Genomic DNA, 14,903 nt, shown 5'->3' with positions numbered 1-14,903 from the left:
GTTATTTTTCCCTTGTCCCCAGTCCCCAGTCCCCAATCCCTAACTCCTAAACAACCTTGTATACTGCGTTTCATGCTGCATACTAGCAAGGGATAAGCCCCAAGTACAACAGGCGAGTTCATCATCTTCTAAAGCTAAAATTTCTACTGCTGCAATATTTAATAATGGCTGTAAGTCTAGTAGTAACTGCTGTCCGGTGGTTTGTCCTAGAGGTATCAGTTTGACACCAGCGGTAATTAAATTACTCGCCCAACTATGCAGATATCCTAGTACAGCAGCTTGAATGTTGATTTGCCAATGAGCTGCCGCAATACCAAAGGCGATCGCATAATTGCTAGGATTACCCACAGCATTCACTATGGGCATGATTTCTGGTTGTAGTTTACCAAGTAATTGCATGAGCGATCGCCCCATTTGCCAGCTAGCATTGCGTAATTCTGTGGTTTCTCTAGCAGCCGATAACCAATGGTTCCAATGGGTTAATGCCGCTAAATCTCCGATTTTCGCTGATTTATAAGCTCTGAGCATCACCGCCGCTTCAATGCGAATTGCACCATAACTTAGTTGAGATGCTAACCAGTCTTGCAGGGTTTGCTGATTGGTAATAGTATTTTGTTCAACTAAAGTTTCTAATCCTTCCGAATAACTATATGCTCCCACGGGTAAAGCTGGGCTAGTTAATTGCAAAATAGCTAAAAAAGAGTTATCAGTGAGCGTGATGTCCATAAGCTCCCTGTTCTGGCTGAAATGGTAAAATTTCTGCTTTAATTTCTAACCCTAATTGTTCTAACATTGTTTGCAAAACTGAGTCGTGAGATAAGCGTAAATAATTAATTGTAATTTCTACAGGAACATGGCGATTTCCTAAATGATATGCGGCTCTTAATAATAACTGTGGTGTATTAGCAAAAACAGTTATTACTGGTTCTGGTTTTGCTTTAATTCTCATTAAAATATCTTGGGTTTCTTCTAGGAGAATATCACCATCTTGCAGAACTGTACCTCTAGGTAAACGCAAAAATACAACCTGACCATCTGCTGTTTCAAAACGATGGCGGCTGCGGGTGCGTTCTTCGGCTGTGAGAGGTAAAGTTAAGCTAACTACAGCATCAGAATCAGGTGGTTTCAGTTGGGTAAAGGTCAACATAAATTAATTAAATTAAATATAGTAAATAGCTCAGTATTAAAAATTATTGTTATTGAGATGATTGCAGCAATTGCCGGATGCTAATTTCCAAGTATTGTAGTTTAACAGGCTTTGCTAAATAGTTGTTAGCCCCAGCAGCTAGACAACGTTCGCGATCGCCAGGCATAGCCAGAGCCGTGAGTGCAATGATGGGGATATGGAAAAGTTGACTATCTTGACGGATGCGTGCGATCGCTTCTAAACCATCGACCCCCGGCATTTGAATGTCCATCAAAATTATGTCGGGATGTTGGGTTTTAGCAATTGCGATCGCTTCTTCGCCATTACCCGCCACCAGCAGACGGAAACCTTTAGCCGCCAGGTAGTAGGAAATGCTGAGGACATTGGCTTCGTTATCTTCGGCTAACAAAACCAAAGGTTTATCTCCCCTTGGTTCTGAGATATCTGTTGGGCTGAACGCTGGAATATCTGATTGAGAAGGCGGATTCGGCAAGGAAATATCTGTGGAAAGACAGCTTGAAGGTAAACGAACTGTAAAACAACTGCCCTTTCCTACCTCGCTAGATAAACTGACTGAACCCCCATGCAACTCGGCAATTTGTTTCACCAAGGTTAATCCTAAGCCTGTGCCTTGATAGCGGCGATTGAGTTTGCTGTCAACTTGAACGAAAGGTTGAAAAAGCTTATTTTGAAAGGATTCGGGAATACCAATTCCTGTATCGCTGACGGAAAAACAAAGAAATTCTTCTGTGGTGGGAGATTGTGATTCCAAATTTGTAACTTCTTGTTCCAGATGAACATCTAGGGTGACTCGCCCGCCAGATGGGGTAAACTTGATGGCGTTCGTCAGCAGATTAATCAGCAACTGGCGTATCCGCAGTTCGTCCACGGCAATATATTCATAGTCACTCGCAAGGATTGTTTGTAGTCGAATTTCTTTTTGCTGCGCTTGTTGCCTGACAAACGCCACGCTAGACTCACAGAGATATAAAATCGCTACAGTAGAGATATTCAACTCTAGATGACCAGCTTCAATTTTGGAAACATCTAAAATATCGTTAATCACAGCCAAAAGGTGTGTTCCACTGTTGTGGATGCTGAAAATTGACTTTTGTTGACGTTCGTTGAGTGTCCCAAAAATGTTTTCTAGCAATGCCTCGGAATGTCCGAGAATAGCATTCAGGGGAGTGCGAAGTTCATGACTCATGTTAGCCAGAAATTCACTTTTGGCTTGGTTGGCAAATTCTGCTTGACCTTTGGCTACAGCTAGTTCTACAGTTCTCTCATTCACGCGCTGTTCGAGATTTTCTCGATCTAACTTCAATTGCTTGGCCATAGTGTTAAATGTTTGGGCGAGAATGCCTACTTCATTTTGAGTAATCACCGGTATGTGTTGATTTAAGTCTCCTTGTGCTAAACGTTCCGCAGCTTTGCTAATGTCCAGAATCGGCTGGGTAATCTGCCGAGACAGCAAATAAATCGCCAACATTAAGAAAGCAGATGCCACACAGCCAAACAATACAATGCTTAAGGCTAAACGATCTGCGGGGGCAAAGGCTTCCTCTTGACTCATTTCGGCAATGAATCCCAAATTATACTTGGGCAACCAACGATACACCCCAATCACCAATACATCGTACTGGTTGAGGTACAATCCCATACCATCTTGCTGGGCGATCGCGCGATCAATGGCTTCGCTTTTTAATGGGATAGTGGCAGATAAATTTGCTGCTTTGGATAACTTAAAAGCTGCTGTGTTTAAGAAAGCAACAGCGTTTAAGTTAGATTCTCCCACCAAATAAATGGCTTGAGTTTTAGTTTTGAGGGTGCTTGCTAACAATATATTTCGGAGTTCTGCCAAATTGAGATCCATCACCATAGCTCCCATTTGCATCCCTAAACTATCGTTTAAGGGAGTCGCTATTGTAATAGTTGGTTTTTGTTCGGAATTTAAATAAAAATTAGGCGCGATGGAAACCAGATTTTTTTCTGTTAAATAAGTTACAGGATAACCTGAGGGTAAATATTTATATCTCTTGTGTGAAGAGTCTGAGCAAAAAAGCACAAACCCGCTATTTTCTGTAATACAAATATTGCGAAGATTAGATTTAATTGCTGCGGTTCGATTTAAGTACTGTTTCAGACGTTCGTCAGCCGCTTTTCGCTTTGGGGAATTTTGCGGTTCTAGGAGTTTTGGCACAGCTTCTCGAATCTCAGTTTGTTGTGCAAGTTGCAGCACATCCCGCAATTGATAGTTTACCCAGTAATCCAGTTCTTGAGATTGAAAATCTAAGGAATTGTTTAAACTGTTGACAACTTCTCTCTGCAAATCATGGCGAGAATACCATGAGGAACTAGCAGCACTCACCCCAATAGCAATCCAGGAAATGACAGAAAACCGATAGACCAGTTGATATAATAAACTGTTGCGATTCCAAATACTCATAGTTTGTTCTCAAAGCTTTGCCAAATATTTTGGATCTCCTCAATTCCCCAGTTAGCAGCTTCGGTAGGTGAGGCATTTTTGCAAATCACGCGGTGAATGATTTGTGCCCAAAGTTGCTGCATATAAATATGGCTGAATATGGGGTGCAGTTTGTCATACTCAGGTAGCCGAGGCCGATTGCAGATTGCCAGCGCTGCTGCGGAATGATGATCGGATGGATCTTGCCACAGGGGATCTTTTAACAGTTGTGGCATCGTCGGCAAAATTCGGCCGTTGAATCCGTGAATAAGTTGCCGGATATTATCTGGTTTCAGCAAATATTGCACAAAGTCTAAGGTATCTTGGGAGTTTTGGCTGTGTTTGAGAACCAGAATTTGGTTAAGTACTCTAGGTGCTTGCAAAGTTGTGCCGTCTAGTTTTTTGGGGTAGGTTGCCAAGGTACCAATATCTCGATATCGCTTTGCGGCATTCTGGTTATACTGATTATTCTCTAATTTTTGGGATCGAGGAATCGATAAGGTCATGTTGAGGGTCATCAGGATTCTATGGTTGAGAAATGCAATATTATTACCTGAACCCGACCATGTTAGAGTATCGGTTGGCACATAGCCTTGTCGGTAAAAATCAGCAAATTCCTCAATGATAGCAATGAAATCCTTTCTGTTATTCGTATTATTAAGAACGATTCCGTTCTGATGAGTAGCGATTTTGACATTATGGGCATCTAAAAAAAGTTGAAAAGCGGCTATGGTATCAAAGCCGTTTGCAGACATACACAAACCCAAACCGTATAAATCAGGGTGTTGATGCGATCGCAATTGGGTTTGTGCAGTTTTCCAGAACTGCCAAAATTGATGCCATTCTTGGGGAATGTCGGTTTCGGTATATCCGATTTCCGCTAGGGAGTCTTTCCAATAATGGATATAAGCATCCGATTGTCCTATAGGCAAGGCATAGTAACTGCGATCGCCCCGAACTTGATTGTGATAAAGGACTTGGGGTAATACGTCTGGATCAAAACTGGATGCGATCGGCTCAATCAAATCTGATAGATCGAGCAGCTGATCTTCCCATGCCAATAGAGGTGCAATAATTTGATTAAAAGTAATTGAAAATATAATGTTAGGAGCTTTAACATTATTAGGATTTTTCCAAGTTTCTAATAATGATTGTTCAATAAAATCATCGGAAACCAACTTTAAATTAACTTTCTTTCCTGTGAGTTGCTTCCATGCTGCTACTAACTGCAGAATGCCTTGGTTTTCTCCTGGTAAGTATCCACGCTCCCACAGGATAAACGTTTCTGGATTGGTGACAGCAGAATTAAGTTTTAAATCAGATTTATCTAACTTGGCACAACCTTTTAGACTAGATAATAATAGGCTGAAAAAAGATAATTTTTGGAATTTTCTTCTGGTGATCATTATGATTTTTTATCATGGTATTAATTTTGTGATTTTTAAGTTAAATTCATCCCAGGTTATAACTATAGTTTTTGAACAAAAAATAGATAACTATTAACAGAGACAGTATCGGATTTGGGAATTCGCTTTGGTAAACACACTAGTACAATAAGGCAAAAGTAAAAAGTCAAAAGTCAAAAGAAAGAATACTTATACCACAAGCCTTTTAGCAATTACAGATGGTCTATTTATTTACGCCGACTTGTACTAGTACCGCTACAAGGAATTTAAAATGATTTTTTAAATTTCTCTCAACTAAGTAGCTAAGGTTCAAAAGTTAAAATACCAATATTCTCAGCTTTTGCCCTATGAGGAATATTATTCAATCGTCAAATGACTCAGACCACCCACATAGGTAATGTTGGTAGTGATTGCACTTTAACGCAAAATATTACTTATTTTTCAGCTTTGACCATAAAATTTAACCTTAACTCTCAACCACACTTCCTGTACAATACTTGTCGGTTAAGGGGAAAAAGGGGAATGGTTCAAGGGAAATAAATAACCTTTAACCCGTTCCCCTTAACCAAGTAGTATTGACTTCCTGGCTATCAATAAATCTACAGACTTTCAATATTACTAGCTTTTTTTACCACAAAATAGCAGCACATTTTAACTAGTACTGCCAACCTAAATATACATTTGTAATTGTGAACTCTCGCAATAAAATAAATGATTTTGCGTAAATACTTTTCTGTAAGCGCTACAGTACAAACATATCTAAAAATTCAGATTAATGATTATTTTAAGTGTGTTTTTGCGTTGCAAATTTTAAGGTAAGTAGATGCGATTTTACTGAAATATGTAAAGTTTTGTATATGTATACTTTTGTCAGGACAGATTGAAATTAAATATCTGGTTGCTATGTGAACATATCACAGAAACTGCCCCCATAGAGCATTAATTTTTTCCATTGGAAACGAAATCAAATAGATGATGTGCCATTTGTAATTTAGAACAAGGTGGAATTTCTCTATGTCTCCCTTGTTTATCTAAAAATACTGCCTGATTATTATCACTGCCAAAACCACTATCAGTTTTATCGATGGGATTGGCAACAATGGCATCTAATTTTTTATGCTGTAACTTTTCTAAAGCAGGGGTAATAATATCCCCAGATTGAGCTGCAAATCCAATTAATTGTTGATGTGGTTGCTTGAGTTTGGCTAATTGACTGACGATATCTGGTACAGATTCCAAGGGTAAAGATTGGGGAAGCGATCGCTTGGGTAATTTCTCGGTACTATAATCTCTGGGTTTGACATCTGCGACGGCGGCGGACATGACTATGATATCTGCACTGGTGAAATATTCCCCCATGACTTGCTGCATTTCTTCCGCATTAACTACAGGAATTGCTTGCACTCCCAAGGGGACATTCCAACTAGCAGGGCCATGAACTAGGGTGACGTTTGCGCCACGATGCAAGGCAGCTTGAGCTAAAGCCAAGCCCATTTTACCTGTGGATGGGTTGCCAATAAACCTAACTGGATCAAGATATTCTCGCGTTCCGCCAGCACTAATTAATACCCGCTTCCCGGCTAAATCTCGTTTACCGCCTGTGTGTAATAGCGATTGAATATAAGTCAAAATCTCTGGAGGTTCTGCCATCCTTCCAGCACCAACGCGATCGCAGGCTAATAATCCTGATGCTGTACTCATCCCATGATACCGACTATCTGTCAACAATTGCTGCCAATTGCGCTGTACTGCTAGCTGTTCCCACATATCTGTATTCATTGCGGGTGCTAGTAAGACTGGACAGGTAGAAGCTAGCACTGTATTTGTGAGCAAATTATCAGCCATGCCATAAGTTAACTTGGCGAGTGTATTGGCTGTTAAGGGCGCAATCACCAGCAAATCTGCCCATTCACCCAATTCTATATGTAATGGCCGCGAGTGAGTTGGCTGCCAAAACATATCATCTGTATAAGCCTGATGACGGGAAAGGGTAGCTAAAGTTAGGGGGGTGATAAATGCTTGCGCTGAATTGGTGAGAATGACGCGTACTTCTACCCCAGTTTTAAACAGCGAGGAAACTAATTCACAAACTTTATAGGCGGCGATACCCCCACCTACACCAATTAAAACTTTAGATATGGAATTAGGCATGGGTAAACAGGATGAATTCTAAAGGATAAAGGCTGAAATGAAGAGTATTTGGTAAATGTGCAGTTGCTTTCATCCTCATGCTTCATCCTGATGCCTAAACTATTGTTGATGAATAGACACTACAGTCATGGAAAAGGATGGAAGATGTCAGCCAGGTAGTTTCATCCTGCATCCTTTATCCTTCATTCAAGCTTCGTCATAGGGTTCTAAGTCCAGGAGGTGGATATAGGGTTCCACTAACTCCGGCCGCTGAAATGCGATCGCTCGCAGTAGATGCCAATCGTTCAAACCCTCAAAAGCATTGCTATAATTATCTAGCTCTAGACGTGCAGCTAGCTCCTCAACTTCTGCTGCAGTCATGGCAGCAATTTCTTTTCTGGAAATGCCTAGAGTTTTCATAATGCTTGCCCCTCCCTTATGCAGCATTCGTACCCAGCATGGGTTGGGTTATGCTTTTCACGGCCACCCAATATATCTTACTCATTAGATGGCGTGGATTTTGTAAAAATTTTCCGAATTTATACGTTAATTTGTAAAAAAATTACAATTGAGATTAGGCAATTGCATTCACCACAAAATTCCGTAGCAGGTCTAACATTTGTTGACCAATTTCATGACCCATGTGGAATTCTTGGTATTGCACCTCTACCCCTATAGATTCTAGGGTTTCTCTGGCTTTTACTGCTGCTAAAAGGGGTACAACCTGATCTTGTGTACCATGTGTAATTAAAGTCGGCGGAAAACTATTTTTAGCTACCTTGCCAGCATCAGGATGCAAATAACCACTCATTGCCACTAAACCAGCTAAAGGCAAATTTAATCCCACATCTAATGTCATTGCGGCCCCTTGCGAAAATCCACTGAGAACTGTCCGCGATAAAGGCACACCTGTGACACCTTCTAAAGATAGCAACCAATCTGTCAGTATTTGCCGACTTTCTGGCAAACCCTCATACATATTTTCTGACCTCAAATCATACCAAGCCCTACCAATAGGAGCATAGGGATAAGGATAAGGCGCATTAGGAAAGACAAAGTGATAATCTGGCAAGTTAAAAAACGGTAATAGCGATGCCACATCATCGGCATTCGCACCCCAACCATGTAAAGTTACGATTAAGCCCAAAGGTGCTTGTTCGGTTTCTGGAGGAACTGAAATAAATTCTAAAGTTTGAGTCATCAGTAAATAACTAATCGCTGTTAAAAAATAATCCTAATGCAAAGTGAGGCATGGGGCATTGGGCATGGGGCATTGGGCATTGGGCATTGGGCATTGGGCATTGGGCATTGGGGATGAGGGAGATGAGGGGGATAAGGGAGACAAGGGGAGAATAGTAATTACCAATTACCAATTACTCATTACCCATTACCCATTACCCATTTCCCATTTCCCCTTCCCCCTTCCCCAATCCCCAATCCCCAATCCCCCATGTAAAATAATCTTCTGTCTTTCAATGTTTGTACCAAAGGAAACTGGGGAATTATGGCGCGTCTGGCTTTGCTGAGTGTATCTAATAAAACTGGTTTAATTGACCTTGCCCGCAGCTTGGTGGAAGAATTTAACTTTGATTTAATTAGCAGTGGCGGAACCGCTAAAGCAATTAAAGAAGCGGGAATACCTGTTACAAAGGTTTCTGATTATACGGGTTCACCGGAAATTTTAGGAGGTCGAGTTAAAACCTTACATCCTAGAATTCATGGTGGGATTTTGGCACGGAAGGATTTTCCTCAAGATATTACAGATTTAGAAAATAACCAAATTCGTCCGATTGATTTGGTTGTAGTTAATCTTTATCCTTTTGAAGAAACTATTGCCAAACCAGGTGTAACATTACCAGAAGCCATCGAACAAATTGATATTGGCGGCCCAGCGATGTTAAGGGCTTCATCAAAAAACTTTGCTCATTTGACTGTATTATGTGACCCTGCCCAATATGATGAATATTTACAAGAACTACGTCAACACAATGGTGAAGCTTCTTTAGAATTTCGCCAAAAGTGTGCGTTAAAGGGCTTTTTACATACTGCTAGCTATGACCAAGCGATCGCATCCTACCTCATGAAAGCCCAGGATGGTGAATCTTTACCCCAACAATACAGCATTTCTGGCAAACTCCTGCAATCTCTGCGTTATGGCGAAAATCCCCATCAAGCGGCTGCTTGGTATGAAACAGGTAGTACTCCCACTGGTTGGGCGGCTGCAAGTAAATTGCAAGGTAAGGAACTTAGTTACAATAACTTGGTGGATTTAGAAGCCGCACGCCGGATTATCTCCGAATTTACAGATACTCCCGCCGCAGCAATTCTCAAACACACTAATCCCTGTGGTGTGGCTGTGGGTGATTCTCTCAAAGAAGCTTATGAAAAGGCTTTTAATGCTGATGCGGTTTCTGCCTTTGGTGGTATTGTTGCCTTAAATCGTCCGATTGATGAAGCGACAGCAACGGAATTAACCAAAACATTTTTAGAATGTGTGGTGGCTCCAGGCTGTGAAGGCGATGCTCAGGCAATTCTCACAGCTAAATCCAAGGTGCGCGTCCTGATTTTACCAGACTTAACCACTGGCCCTAAAGAAACAGTAAAAGCGATCGCAGGTGGCTTTTTGGTACAAGCTGCTGATGATGCGATTTCTGATACTAGCAAATGGCAAGTTGTCACCGAACGCCAGCCTACAGAAAGCGAATTAGCCGAATTACTCTTTGCTTGGAAAGTTTGTAAACACGTTAAATCGAATGCTATTGTTGTCAGCCGCGATCGCACTACACTAGGAGTAGGCGCAGGGCAAATGAACCGCGTTGGCTCCACAAAAATCGCTCTAGAACAAGCAGGAGACAACGCCAGAGGCGGCTTTCTCGCCAGTGATGGCTTTTTCCCCTTCGATGATTCCGTACGCGCAGCAGCCGAGGCGGGAATTACAGCCATTGTTCAACCGGGAGGTAGCCTGCGCGATAAAGACTCCATCAAAGCTGCCAATGAATTAGGCTTAGTTATGGTATTAACTGGTGTAAGACACTTTTTACACTAGTTTAGCTCCTGTACTTGTGACAGTTAATTAACTGTCACTCACTCTACTTGTGGTTTGTTGACAGTAATGATATTTTTTATTTGTGTGTGAGGAGCAAGTTGAAAAGAAAAAACGCCTGGGGTGGAAACACGGCAACACTCCCGGGCGTTTTTTCATTGGCACACATCTCTCAAGAGGATTTACAAGGAACTTCCAACTATCAAAAATATCTACTCAAAGAGAGAGCAGGGGAGAAGAACTGCCATACTGAGTCTATAAACTGAGCGTTCGAGTTTTCCCTTTTCCCTTGTCAATCTATATTTGCAATCTCAGTAGGATGCGTTACGCTATCGCTAACGCATCAAGTTCGATCTGAGATTTTTTCACAAATCAAATCAGAGTCCTATAGACAATGATTATCTTGGATGAATATGCCGTCTAGGCCCCCATCCAGGATTGACAATACCTGCTAAATCTTCTTCAGATAATTTGTCTAGTTCGGTTTCTAGTTCATCGACTGTGAAGTCGTAACCGCGCTCTTGAGCAATTTGGACGAAAGCTTCTGGATTAGCTGTTGCTTTTAGCTTTTGCTTTAATGCTTGATCCTGTTTTACAGCTTTTAAAAGTTGGGCAGCATTTTGTCGTGGCATGACAGTCCATCTCCTATTTTAAAAATTAGATTTGAACCTATAATTTGACTGTTGTCGTCTTGCCCAGTCTCAAACTTTAGTTGAGAAGATTCTCACTTAAGCCTATAAATTTAGATTTTAAGACTTCAAAATAAAATAAATTGATTTTGACAAGAAAATATAAGTTTGTTCTCGGATATGGCAGGAATTAACATTTAATTTATATCCATAGGAGGAAGACAAAATAAAAGAAGAGGAAAAGGTGAAAGTTTTAAATTCATCACTGAAATATTTCTCAATACTATTTTTAAAATTTTAAGTTTTATACCAATAGGACTTACGCAAGTGTCACATTTTTTTCGTTGAGGCTGTCCAGAGTCAAGAGGAGCCAGTCACGTGCGGAGGTTCCCTCCGTTGAGTGAACTGGCATTCAAAAGTCCAAAAAACTTGAATTTTTGACCCTTGACCCTTGACTGTTGACTCTTAAACCAGAAGATTAGTGTACCAGTTGTTTAATTAGCAATTCAAATTTGTGATTGCTCAATCAATTTTGCTTCTCTTAAGTTTGACAAATTTAATTGAATTTTTGTATCCACTAATTGATTACCAACTGCTACTCGTTTACCAGTAATCCAAACCTCTTGGGGTTTACATTGATAAAACCTGCGGGGTGAATCATTTAAATAGTCTAATGCTGTGCGATTATGCTTTTTAGTTGCTCGCTGCAAAAGCAACTGCAATACCGTTTCGGCTGCGTCTGGGTTTAACTGTGATGCAGTTCCAGTCAGATATAAACCTTCTACTGCACCTTCAGAAATGCTGGAATCAAAAATCGCGATCGCAACTCTGCCATGATTATTGTATATGTGCTGTGAATGCTGAGATGCGATCGCGGAACTCCAATAAATATTCCAGTCCTCATCATAGGCAAACAATAAAGGCGAAACCCAAGGATAGCCATCAGCCGAACAAGTAGACAAAGTACAATAAATATTCTTGGCGATAATCCGACAGGCTTGAGCAATAACTTCAGGATTTTGAGAATCGATTGTATTTACCCATCTGTTAGTTGGGCTTGCTGGTTCGAGCATGGGTAATTGGTAATTGGTAATTGGTAATTGGTAATTGTGTCTGTACTACAAAACTTTACATCGTTCGGTTTAATTGTGCTTAGTTACTTCCAGAGAATCTTCCTGAACTGGCCAGTTAAACAATCTTGGCAACCGCGACACATCTAAAATATAGTTACCAGTCCACAACACAATTTCAAACAGTAATAAATTTCTTACCCACATCAATTCTGGTTGCGAACCAATAATTCCTAAACCCTCATATAGCTGCCAAATACGGTAAGGCAAATATAAATAAGGCACCATTACCCAAGTGACTGAGTGAAACTTTCTCAGTGTCACAATTTCCGCGACAATTTGTAACCCCAGCATCACAAAATACCACAGTAATACAGTCAACACGCTGTTGTAGCCCCATGCTATACCCCACAACAGCATTACTACTAGTGGCACTACAATTCCAAATAGCTGTATCGTACCAAACCAGATTTTGTACCATCCTGGCAAAGGTTGCGGTAAAGTCATAGGCTTGGCATTCCTCCATGACCAGCCCATAATTACAGTAATTAATGTTGTAACCAAAAAAAAGAGCGAATTTTCTATAAACAGGTAGAGCATGATAGTCTGAGCATCTTTAAGAGAGCAAAGAAAACAGAGGATAAATCCCCATTACCAATTACCAATTACCAATTACCAATTACCAATTACCAAACACCAATTTTTCAAATTACTAAAACTGCTGACCCTGTAATTTTGCCACTCCGCAGAGCATCTAACGCCTCATTTGCTTGAGTTAGAGGAAAGCTATTAATTTCTGTATGGATGGGAATTTTGGGTGCTAAAGCGAGAAATTCTTCGCCATCTTGACGAGTCAGGTTAGCAACAGACCTTAATACCCTTTCTTCCCATAAAATTTCGTAGGGAAAGGCGGGAATATCACTCATGTGAATGCCTGCACAAACTACCGTACCTCCTTTAGCGACTGCCCGTAAAGCAGCAGGAACTAATTTACCTATGGGAGCAAAAATAATTGCCGCATCTAAGGGTTCTGGGGGTAATTCCTCTGAGCCTCCAGCCCAAACTGCACCTAATTGACGGGCGAATTCTTGCCCTTCAATATCACCACTACGCGTAAAAGCAAATACTTGACGCTGTTGATAGCGAGCTAGTTGAATCAATATATGGGCGGCTGAACCAAAACCATAAAAGCCAATTTTTTCTGCATCGCCAGCCATGCGATAAGCACGATAACCAATTAAGCCGCCACATAATAAAGGTGCAGCTTGCAAGTCTGGGAAACTAGGGTCTAGAGGAAAGCAGAAGCGATGGTCAGCGACAGTGTAATCTGCATAACCGCCGTCAATATTGTAACCTGTGAACTCAGCATAATCGCAGAGATTTTCACGATGGGAAAGGCAATACCGGCAGCGATCGCAAGTGTGACCTAACCAAGGAACACCAACCCGTTGTCCAATAGTAAATTGCTCAACGCGATCGCCTTTTGCTTCTATAGTACCGACTATTTGATGCCCAGGTATTAACGGTAATTTGGGATGAGTCAATTCTCCATCAACTATATGCAAATCTGTGCGACAAACAGCACAGGCGTGGATGCGAATTAATACTTGCTCTGGATTGGGTTTCGGCACTGGTAAGTCTGCTAATTGCAGAGGTTGGCGTGGTGCCTCTAGTATCATTGCACGCATAATTAATAAAGAAAATTCTTCTAATTTTATTTTCTGACCAGAGTGACTAGCTTTAAAGTCCTGAGTCAAAAATTGTAGAGACGCGATTCATCGCGTCTCTCTCCCTCCATCGCGTCTCTATCCCTTCATCCCCTGCAGTCTCAATGTGCTTTCTTATATGCTGAAAAGCTGGGTATTTCCTAACATCCAATCTCGTAAAAGAGAGTTAACTTGCTCTGGTATTTCATCATGAGGACAATGACCCGCAGATAAAAAATCTTCTTGTAGTTGTGGATAATATTGGCGAAACTTTTGAGAACGTTCTCTAGCATTCATCCAAGGATCGGCTTCTCCCCACAACAACAATAAAGGACAAGTTAATTGTTTTAGCAATACATCAACTTTTTCTCCTTGAGGAGTACTAAAAACTGAGACAAACACATCCAATGCACCAGCATCGTAAGCTGGTCGATAAATTTCTTCTACTAACTGGTCTGTGATTGCAGTTTTATCTAAATAAACTTTCTCTAGGGTTTGGCGAATTACCCAACGTTGACGCACGTATTGAAATAATAAAAACTGGGCTAAAGGTTGCTGAAACATCCACTTCACACCATCGCCTAGTAACTTTTGCAATCCTGATTCCTGTTTGGGAGGCTGAATTTGTGATTGCAAAGCTTCCGGCTCAGATGTTGGCTTTTCGATGCTAAAGGGGCCTGCACTGTTGAGTAAAACTACACCAGCTGCACTATCGGGGTATTGTGCTGCAACGCACAAAGAAGCATAACCACCTAGGGAGTTTCCTACTAAAACTACTTTTTGACCGATGATTTCATTAATAAAATCGTGCAGTTGATCACGCCACAAGTCGCCACTGTAATCTAACTTCGGCTTCGCTGAACGCCCGAATCCTAATAAATCGATCGCAAAAACTTGAAAATCTTGGCACAGTCCTGTGATATTTTTGCGCCAGTGGTCTGTAGAAGCACCAAACCCATGCACTAATAACAAGGGTGGACGTTGCGCTTGTTGCTCTGCGGCTCGTACATAGTAAACTTTATGCCCGCGCCATTGCCAGTATTGGCCAGGTATAGGAGTGGTAGAAGGCGCTGTTGTTACCTGCATGATTTAAAGAAATGTGAAGTAGCTGTTAATAATTGTAATGCAGTATTTTCCGGTGCTGAGTGTTGAGTGCTAGCTACAAAATATGAGTTTCTATAACAATACCTTAGCCAATTGACGAGAGTTCAACGCCTGTGGAAGGGAGATGAATACGTCCGCGCATAAGTGAACTTGGCAAAAATTTGAACTAATAAAATAGGCTCAGGCTTGTGAGGCAATACAACT

The 14,903-nt window shown here is 41.1% G+C and carries 13 protein-coding genes; 1 reads left to right on the top strand and 12 read right to left on the bottom strand.

Going from position 1 to position 14,903, the window contains the following annotated elements:
- Positions 1-39 precede the first annotated feature (39 nt).
- The 7 genes from AACU25_RS14570 to AACU25_RS14540 all read right to left on the bottom strand — a co-directional run bounded on the left by AACU25_RS14570 (position 40) and on the right by AACU25_RS14540 (position 8,348).
- Positions 40-726: an urease accessory protein UreF gene (locus AACU25_RS14570; RefSeq protein WP_096576741.1), complete on the bottom strand. Its 687-nt coding sequence runs from the start codon at positions 724-726 to the stop codon at positions 40-42.
- Positions 707-1,147 carry an urease accessory protein UreE gene (gene ureE / locus AACU25_RS14565; RefSeq protein ID WP_096576739.1) on the bottom strand — a complete coding sequence of 147 codons (441 nt, stop codon included), beginning with the start codon at positions 1,145-1,147 and terminating at the stop codon, positions 707-709. The genes AACU25_RS14570 and ureE overlap by 20 nt, the downstream gene beginning before the upstream one ends.
- A 49-nt stretch (positions 1,148-1,196) precedes the next feature.
- Positions 1,197-3,593: a hybrid sensor histidine kinase/response regulator gene (locus AACU25_RS14560; RefSeq protein WP_096576737.1), complete on the bottom strand. Its 2,397-nt coding sequence runs from the start codon at positions 3,591-3,593 to the stop codon at positions 1,197-1,199.
- A complete protein-coding gene (locus tag AACU25_RS14555; protein ID WP_096576736.1) occupies positions 3,590-5,017 on the bottom strand; it encodes an ABC transporter substrate-binding protein in 1,428 nt (475 codons plus the stop codon). The genes AACU25_RS14560 and AACU25_RS14555 overlap by 4 nt, the downstream gene beginning before the upstream one ends.
- Before the next feature lie 939 nt (positions 5,018-5,956).
- Positions 5,957-7,168, bottom strand: a complete 1,212-nt coding sequence (gene coaBC, locus AACU25_RS14550; protein ID WP_096576734.1) for a bifunctional phosphopantothenoylcysteine decarboxylase/phosphopantothenate--cysteine ligase CoaBC — start codon at positions 7,166-7,168, stop codon at positions 5,957-5,959.
- Positions 7,169-7,354: 186 nt separating this feature from the next.
- Complete coding sequence (isiD, locus tag AACU25_RS14545) at positions 7,355-7,567, bottom strand: protein IsiD (protein ID WP_096576732.1); 213 nt, start codon at positions 7,565-7,567, stop codon at positions 7,355-7,357.
- Positions 7,568-7,721: 154 nt separating this feature from the next.
- Complete coding sequence (locus AACU25_RS14540; RefSeq protein ID WP_096576730.1) at positions 7,722-8,348, bottom strand: alpha/beta hydrolase; 627 nt, start codon at positions 8,346-8,348, stop codon at positions 7,722-7,724.
- 303 nt (positions 8,349-8,651) lie between these two features.
- Here AACU25_RS14540 and purH point away from each other — a divergent pair, with 303 nt between their 5' ends.
- Positions 8,652-10,193 (top strand): bifunctional phosphoribosylaminoimidazolecarboxamide formyltransferase/IMP cyclohydrolase, encoded by a 1,542-nt coding sequence (purH, locus tag AACU25_RS14535; RefSeq protein ID WP_096576728.1) that lies wholly within the window; start codon positions 8,652-8,654, stop codon positions 10,191-10,193.
- 395 nt (positions 10,194-10,588) lie between these two features.
- Here purH and AACU25_RS14530 read toward each other — a convergent pair whose 3' ends face one another.
- The 5 genes from AACU25_RS14530 to AACU25_RS14510 form a co-directional block, all read right to left on the bottom strand.
- Entirely contained in the window at positions 10,589-10,822 is a 234-nt protein-coding gene (locus AACU25_RS14530) for a Nif11-like leader peptide family natural product precursor (protein WP_096576726.1), read from the bottom strand.
- A gap of 503 nt (positions 10,823-11,325) precedes the next feature.
- Positions 11,326-11,892: a pyridoxamine 5'-phosphate oxidase family protein gene (locus AACU25_RS14525; RefSeq protein ID WP_096576724.1), complete on the bottom strand. Its 567-nt coding sequence runs from the start codon at positions 11,890-11,892 to the stop codon at positions 11,326-11,328.
- Between the two features lie 69 nt (positions 11,893-11,961).
- On the bottom strand, positions 11,962-12,396 hold the full coding sequence (locus AACU25_RS14520; protein ID WP_321206824.1) for a hypothetical protein: 435 nt from the start codon (positions 12,394-12,396) through the stop codon (positions 11,962-11,964).
- Between the two features lie 197 nt (positions 12,397-12,593).
- The gene (locus tag AACU25_RS14515; RefSeq protein WP_096583758.1) at positions 12,594-13,577 is read right to left on the bottom strand and encodes a zinc-dependent alcohol dehydrogenase family protein; all 984 of its coding nucleotides are present in this window, start codon (positions 13,575-13,577) and stop codon (positions 12,594-12,596) included.
- A gap of 153 nt (positions 13,578-13,730) precedes the next feature.
- Positions 13,731-14,681 carry an alpha/beta fold hydrolase gene (locus tag AACU25_RS14510; protein ID WP_096576720.1) on the bottom strand — a complete coding sequence of 317 codons (951 nt, stop codon included), beginning with the start codon at positions 14,679-14,681 and terminating at the stop codon, positions 13,731-13,733.
- Between the last annotated feature and the right edge of the window lie 222 nt (positions 14,682-14,903).

Origin of the sequence: Tolypothrix tenuis PCC 7101 (assembly GCF_963874875.1) — a bacterium.
In the GTDB taxonomy this organism is placed as follows: domain Bacteria; phylum Cyanobacteriota; class Cyanobacteriia; order Cyanobacteriales; family Nostocaceae; genus Aulosira; species Aulosira tenue.
This window is presented reverse-complemented; position numbering and strand designations above follow the sequence as displayed.

Excerpts from the sequence above, each read along its gene's own strand:
- AACU25_RS14560 (WP_096576737.1), bottom strand. The coding sequence starts at position 3,593 with ATGAGTATTTGGAATCGCAACAGTTTATTATATCAACTGGTCTATCGG.
- AACU25_RS14510 (WP_096576720.1), bottom strand. The coding sequence starts at position 14,681 with ATGCAGGTAACAACAGCGCCTTCTACCACTCCTATACCTGGCCAATAC.
- isiD (WP_096576732.1), bottom strand. The coding sequence starts at position 7,567 with ATGAAAACTCTAGGCATTTCCAGAAAAGAAATTGCTGCCATGACTGCA.
- AACU25_RS14525 (WP_096576724.1), bottom strand. The coding sequence starts at position 11,892 with ATGCTCGAACCAGCAAGCCCAACTAACAGATGGGTAAATACAATCGAT.
- AACU25_RS14520 (WP_321206824.1), bottom strand. The coding sequence starts at position 12,396 with ATGACTTTACCGCAACCTTTGCCAGGATGGTACAAAATCTGGTTTGGT.
- AACU25_RS14555 (WP_096576736.1), bottom strand. The coding sequence starts at position 5,017 with ATGATCACCAGAAGAAAATTCCAAAAATTATCTTTTTTCAGCCTATTA.
- ureE (WP_096576739.1), bottom strand. The coding sequence starts at position 1,147 with ATGTTGACCTTTACCCAACTGAAACCACCTGATTCTGATGCTGTAGTT.
- coaBC (WP_096576734.1), bottom strand. The coding sequence starts at position 7,168 with ATGCCTAATTCCATATCTAAAGTTTTAATTGGTGTAGGTGGGGGTATC.
- AACU25_RS14530 (WP_096576726.1), bottom strand. The coding sequence starts at position 10,822 with ATGCCACGACAAAATGCTGCCCAACTTTTAAAAGCTGTAAAACAGGAT.
- purH (WP_096576728.1), top strand. The coding sequence starts at position 8,652 with ATGGCGCGTCTGGCTTTGCTGAGTGTATCTAATAAAACTGGTTTAATT.
- AACU25_RS14570 (WP_096576741.1), bottom strand. The coding sequence starts at position 726 with ATGGACATCACGCTCACTGATAACTCTTTTTTAGCTATTTTGCAATTA.
- AACU25_RS14540 (WP_096576730.1), bottom strand. The coding sequence starts at position 8,348 with ATGACTCAAACTTTAGAATTTATTTCAGTTCCTCCAGAAACCGAACAA.
- AACU25_RS14515 (WP_096583758.1), bottom strand. The coding sequence starts at position 13,577 with ATGCGTGCAATGATACTAGAGGCACCACGCCAACCTCTGCAATTAGCA.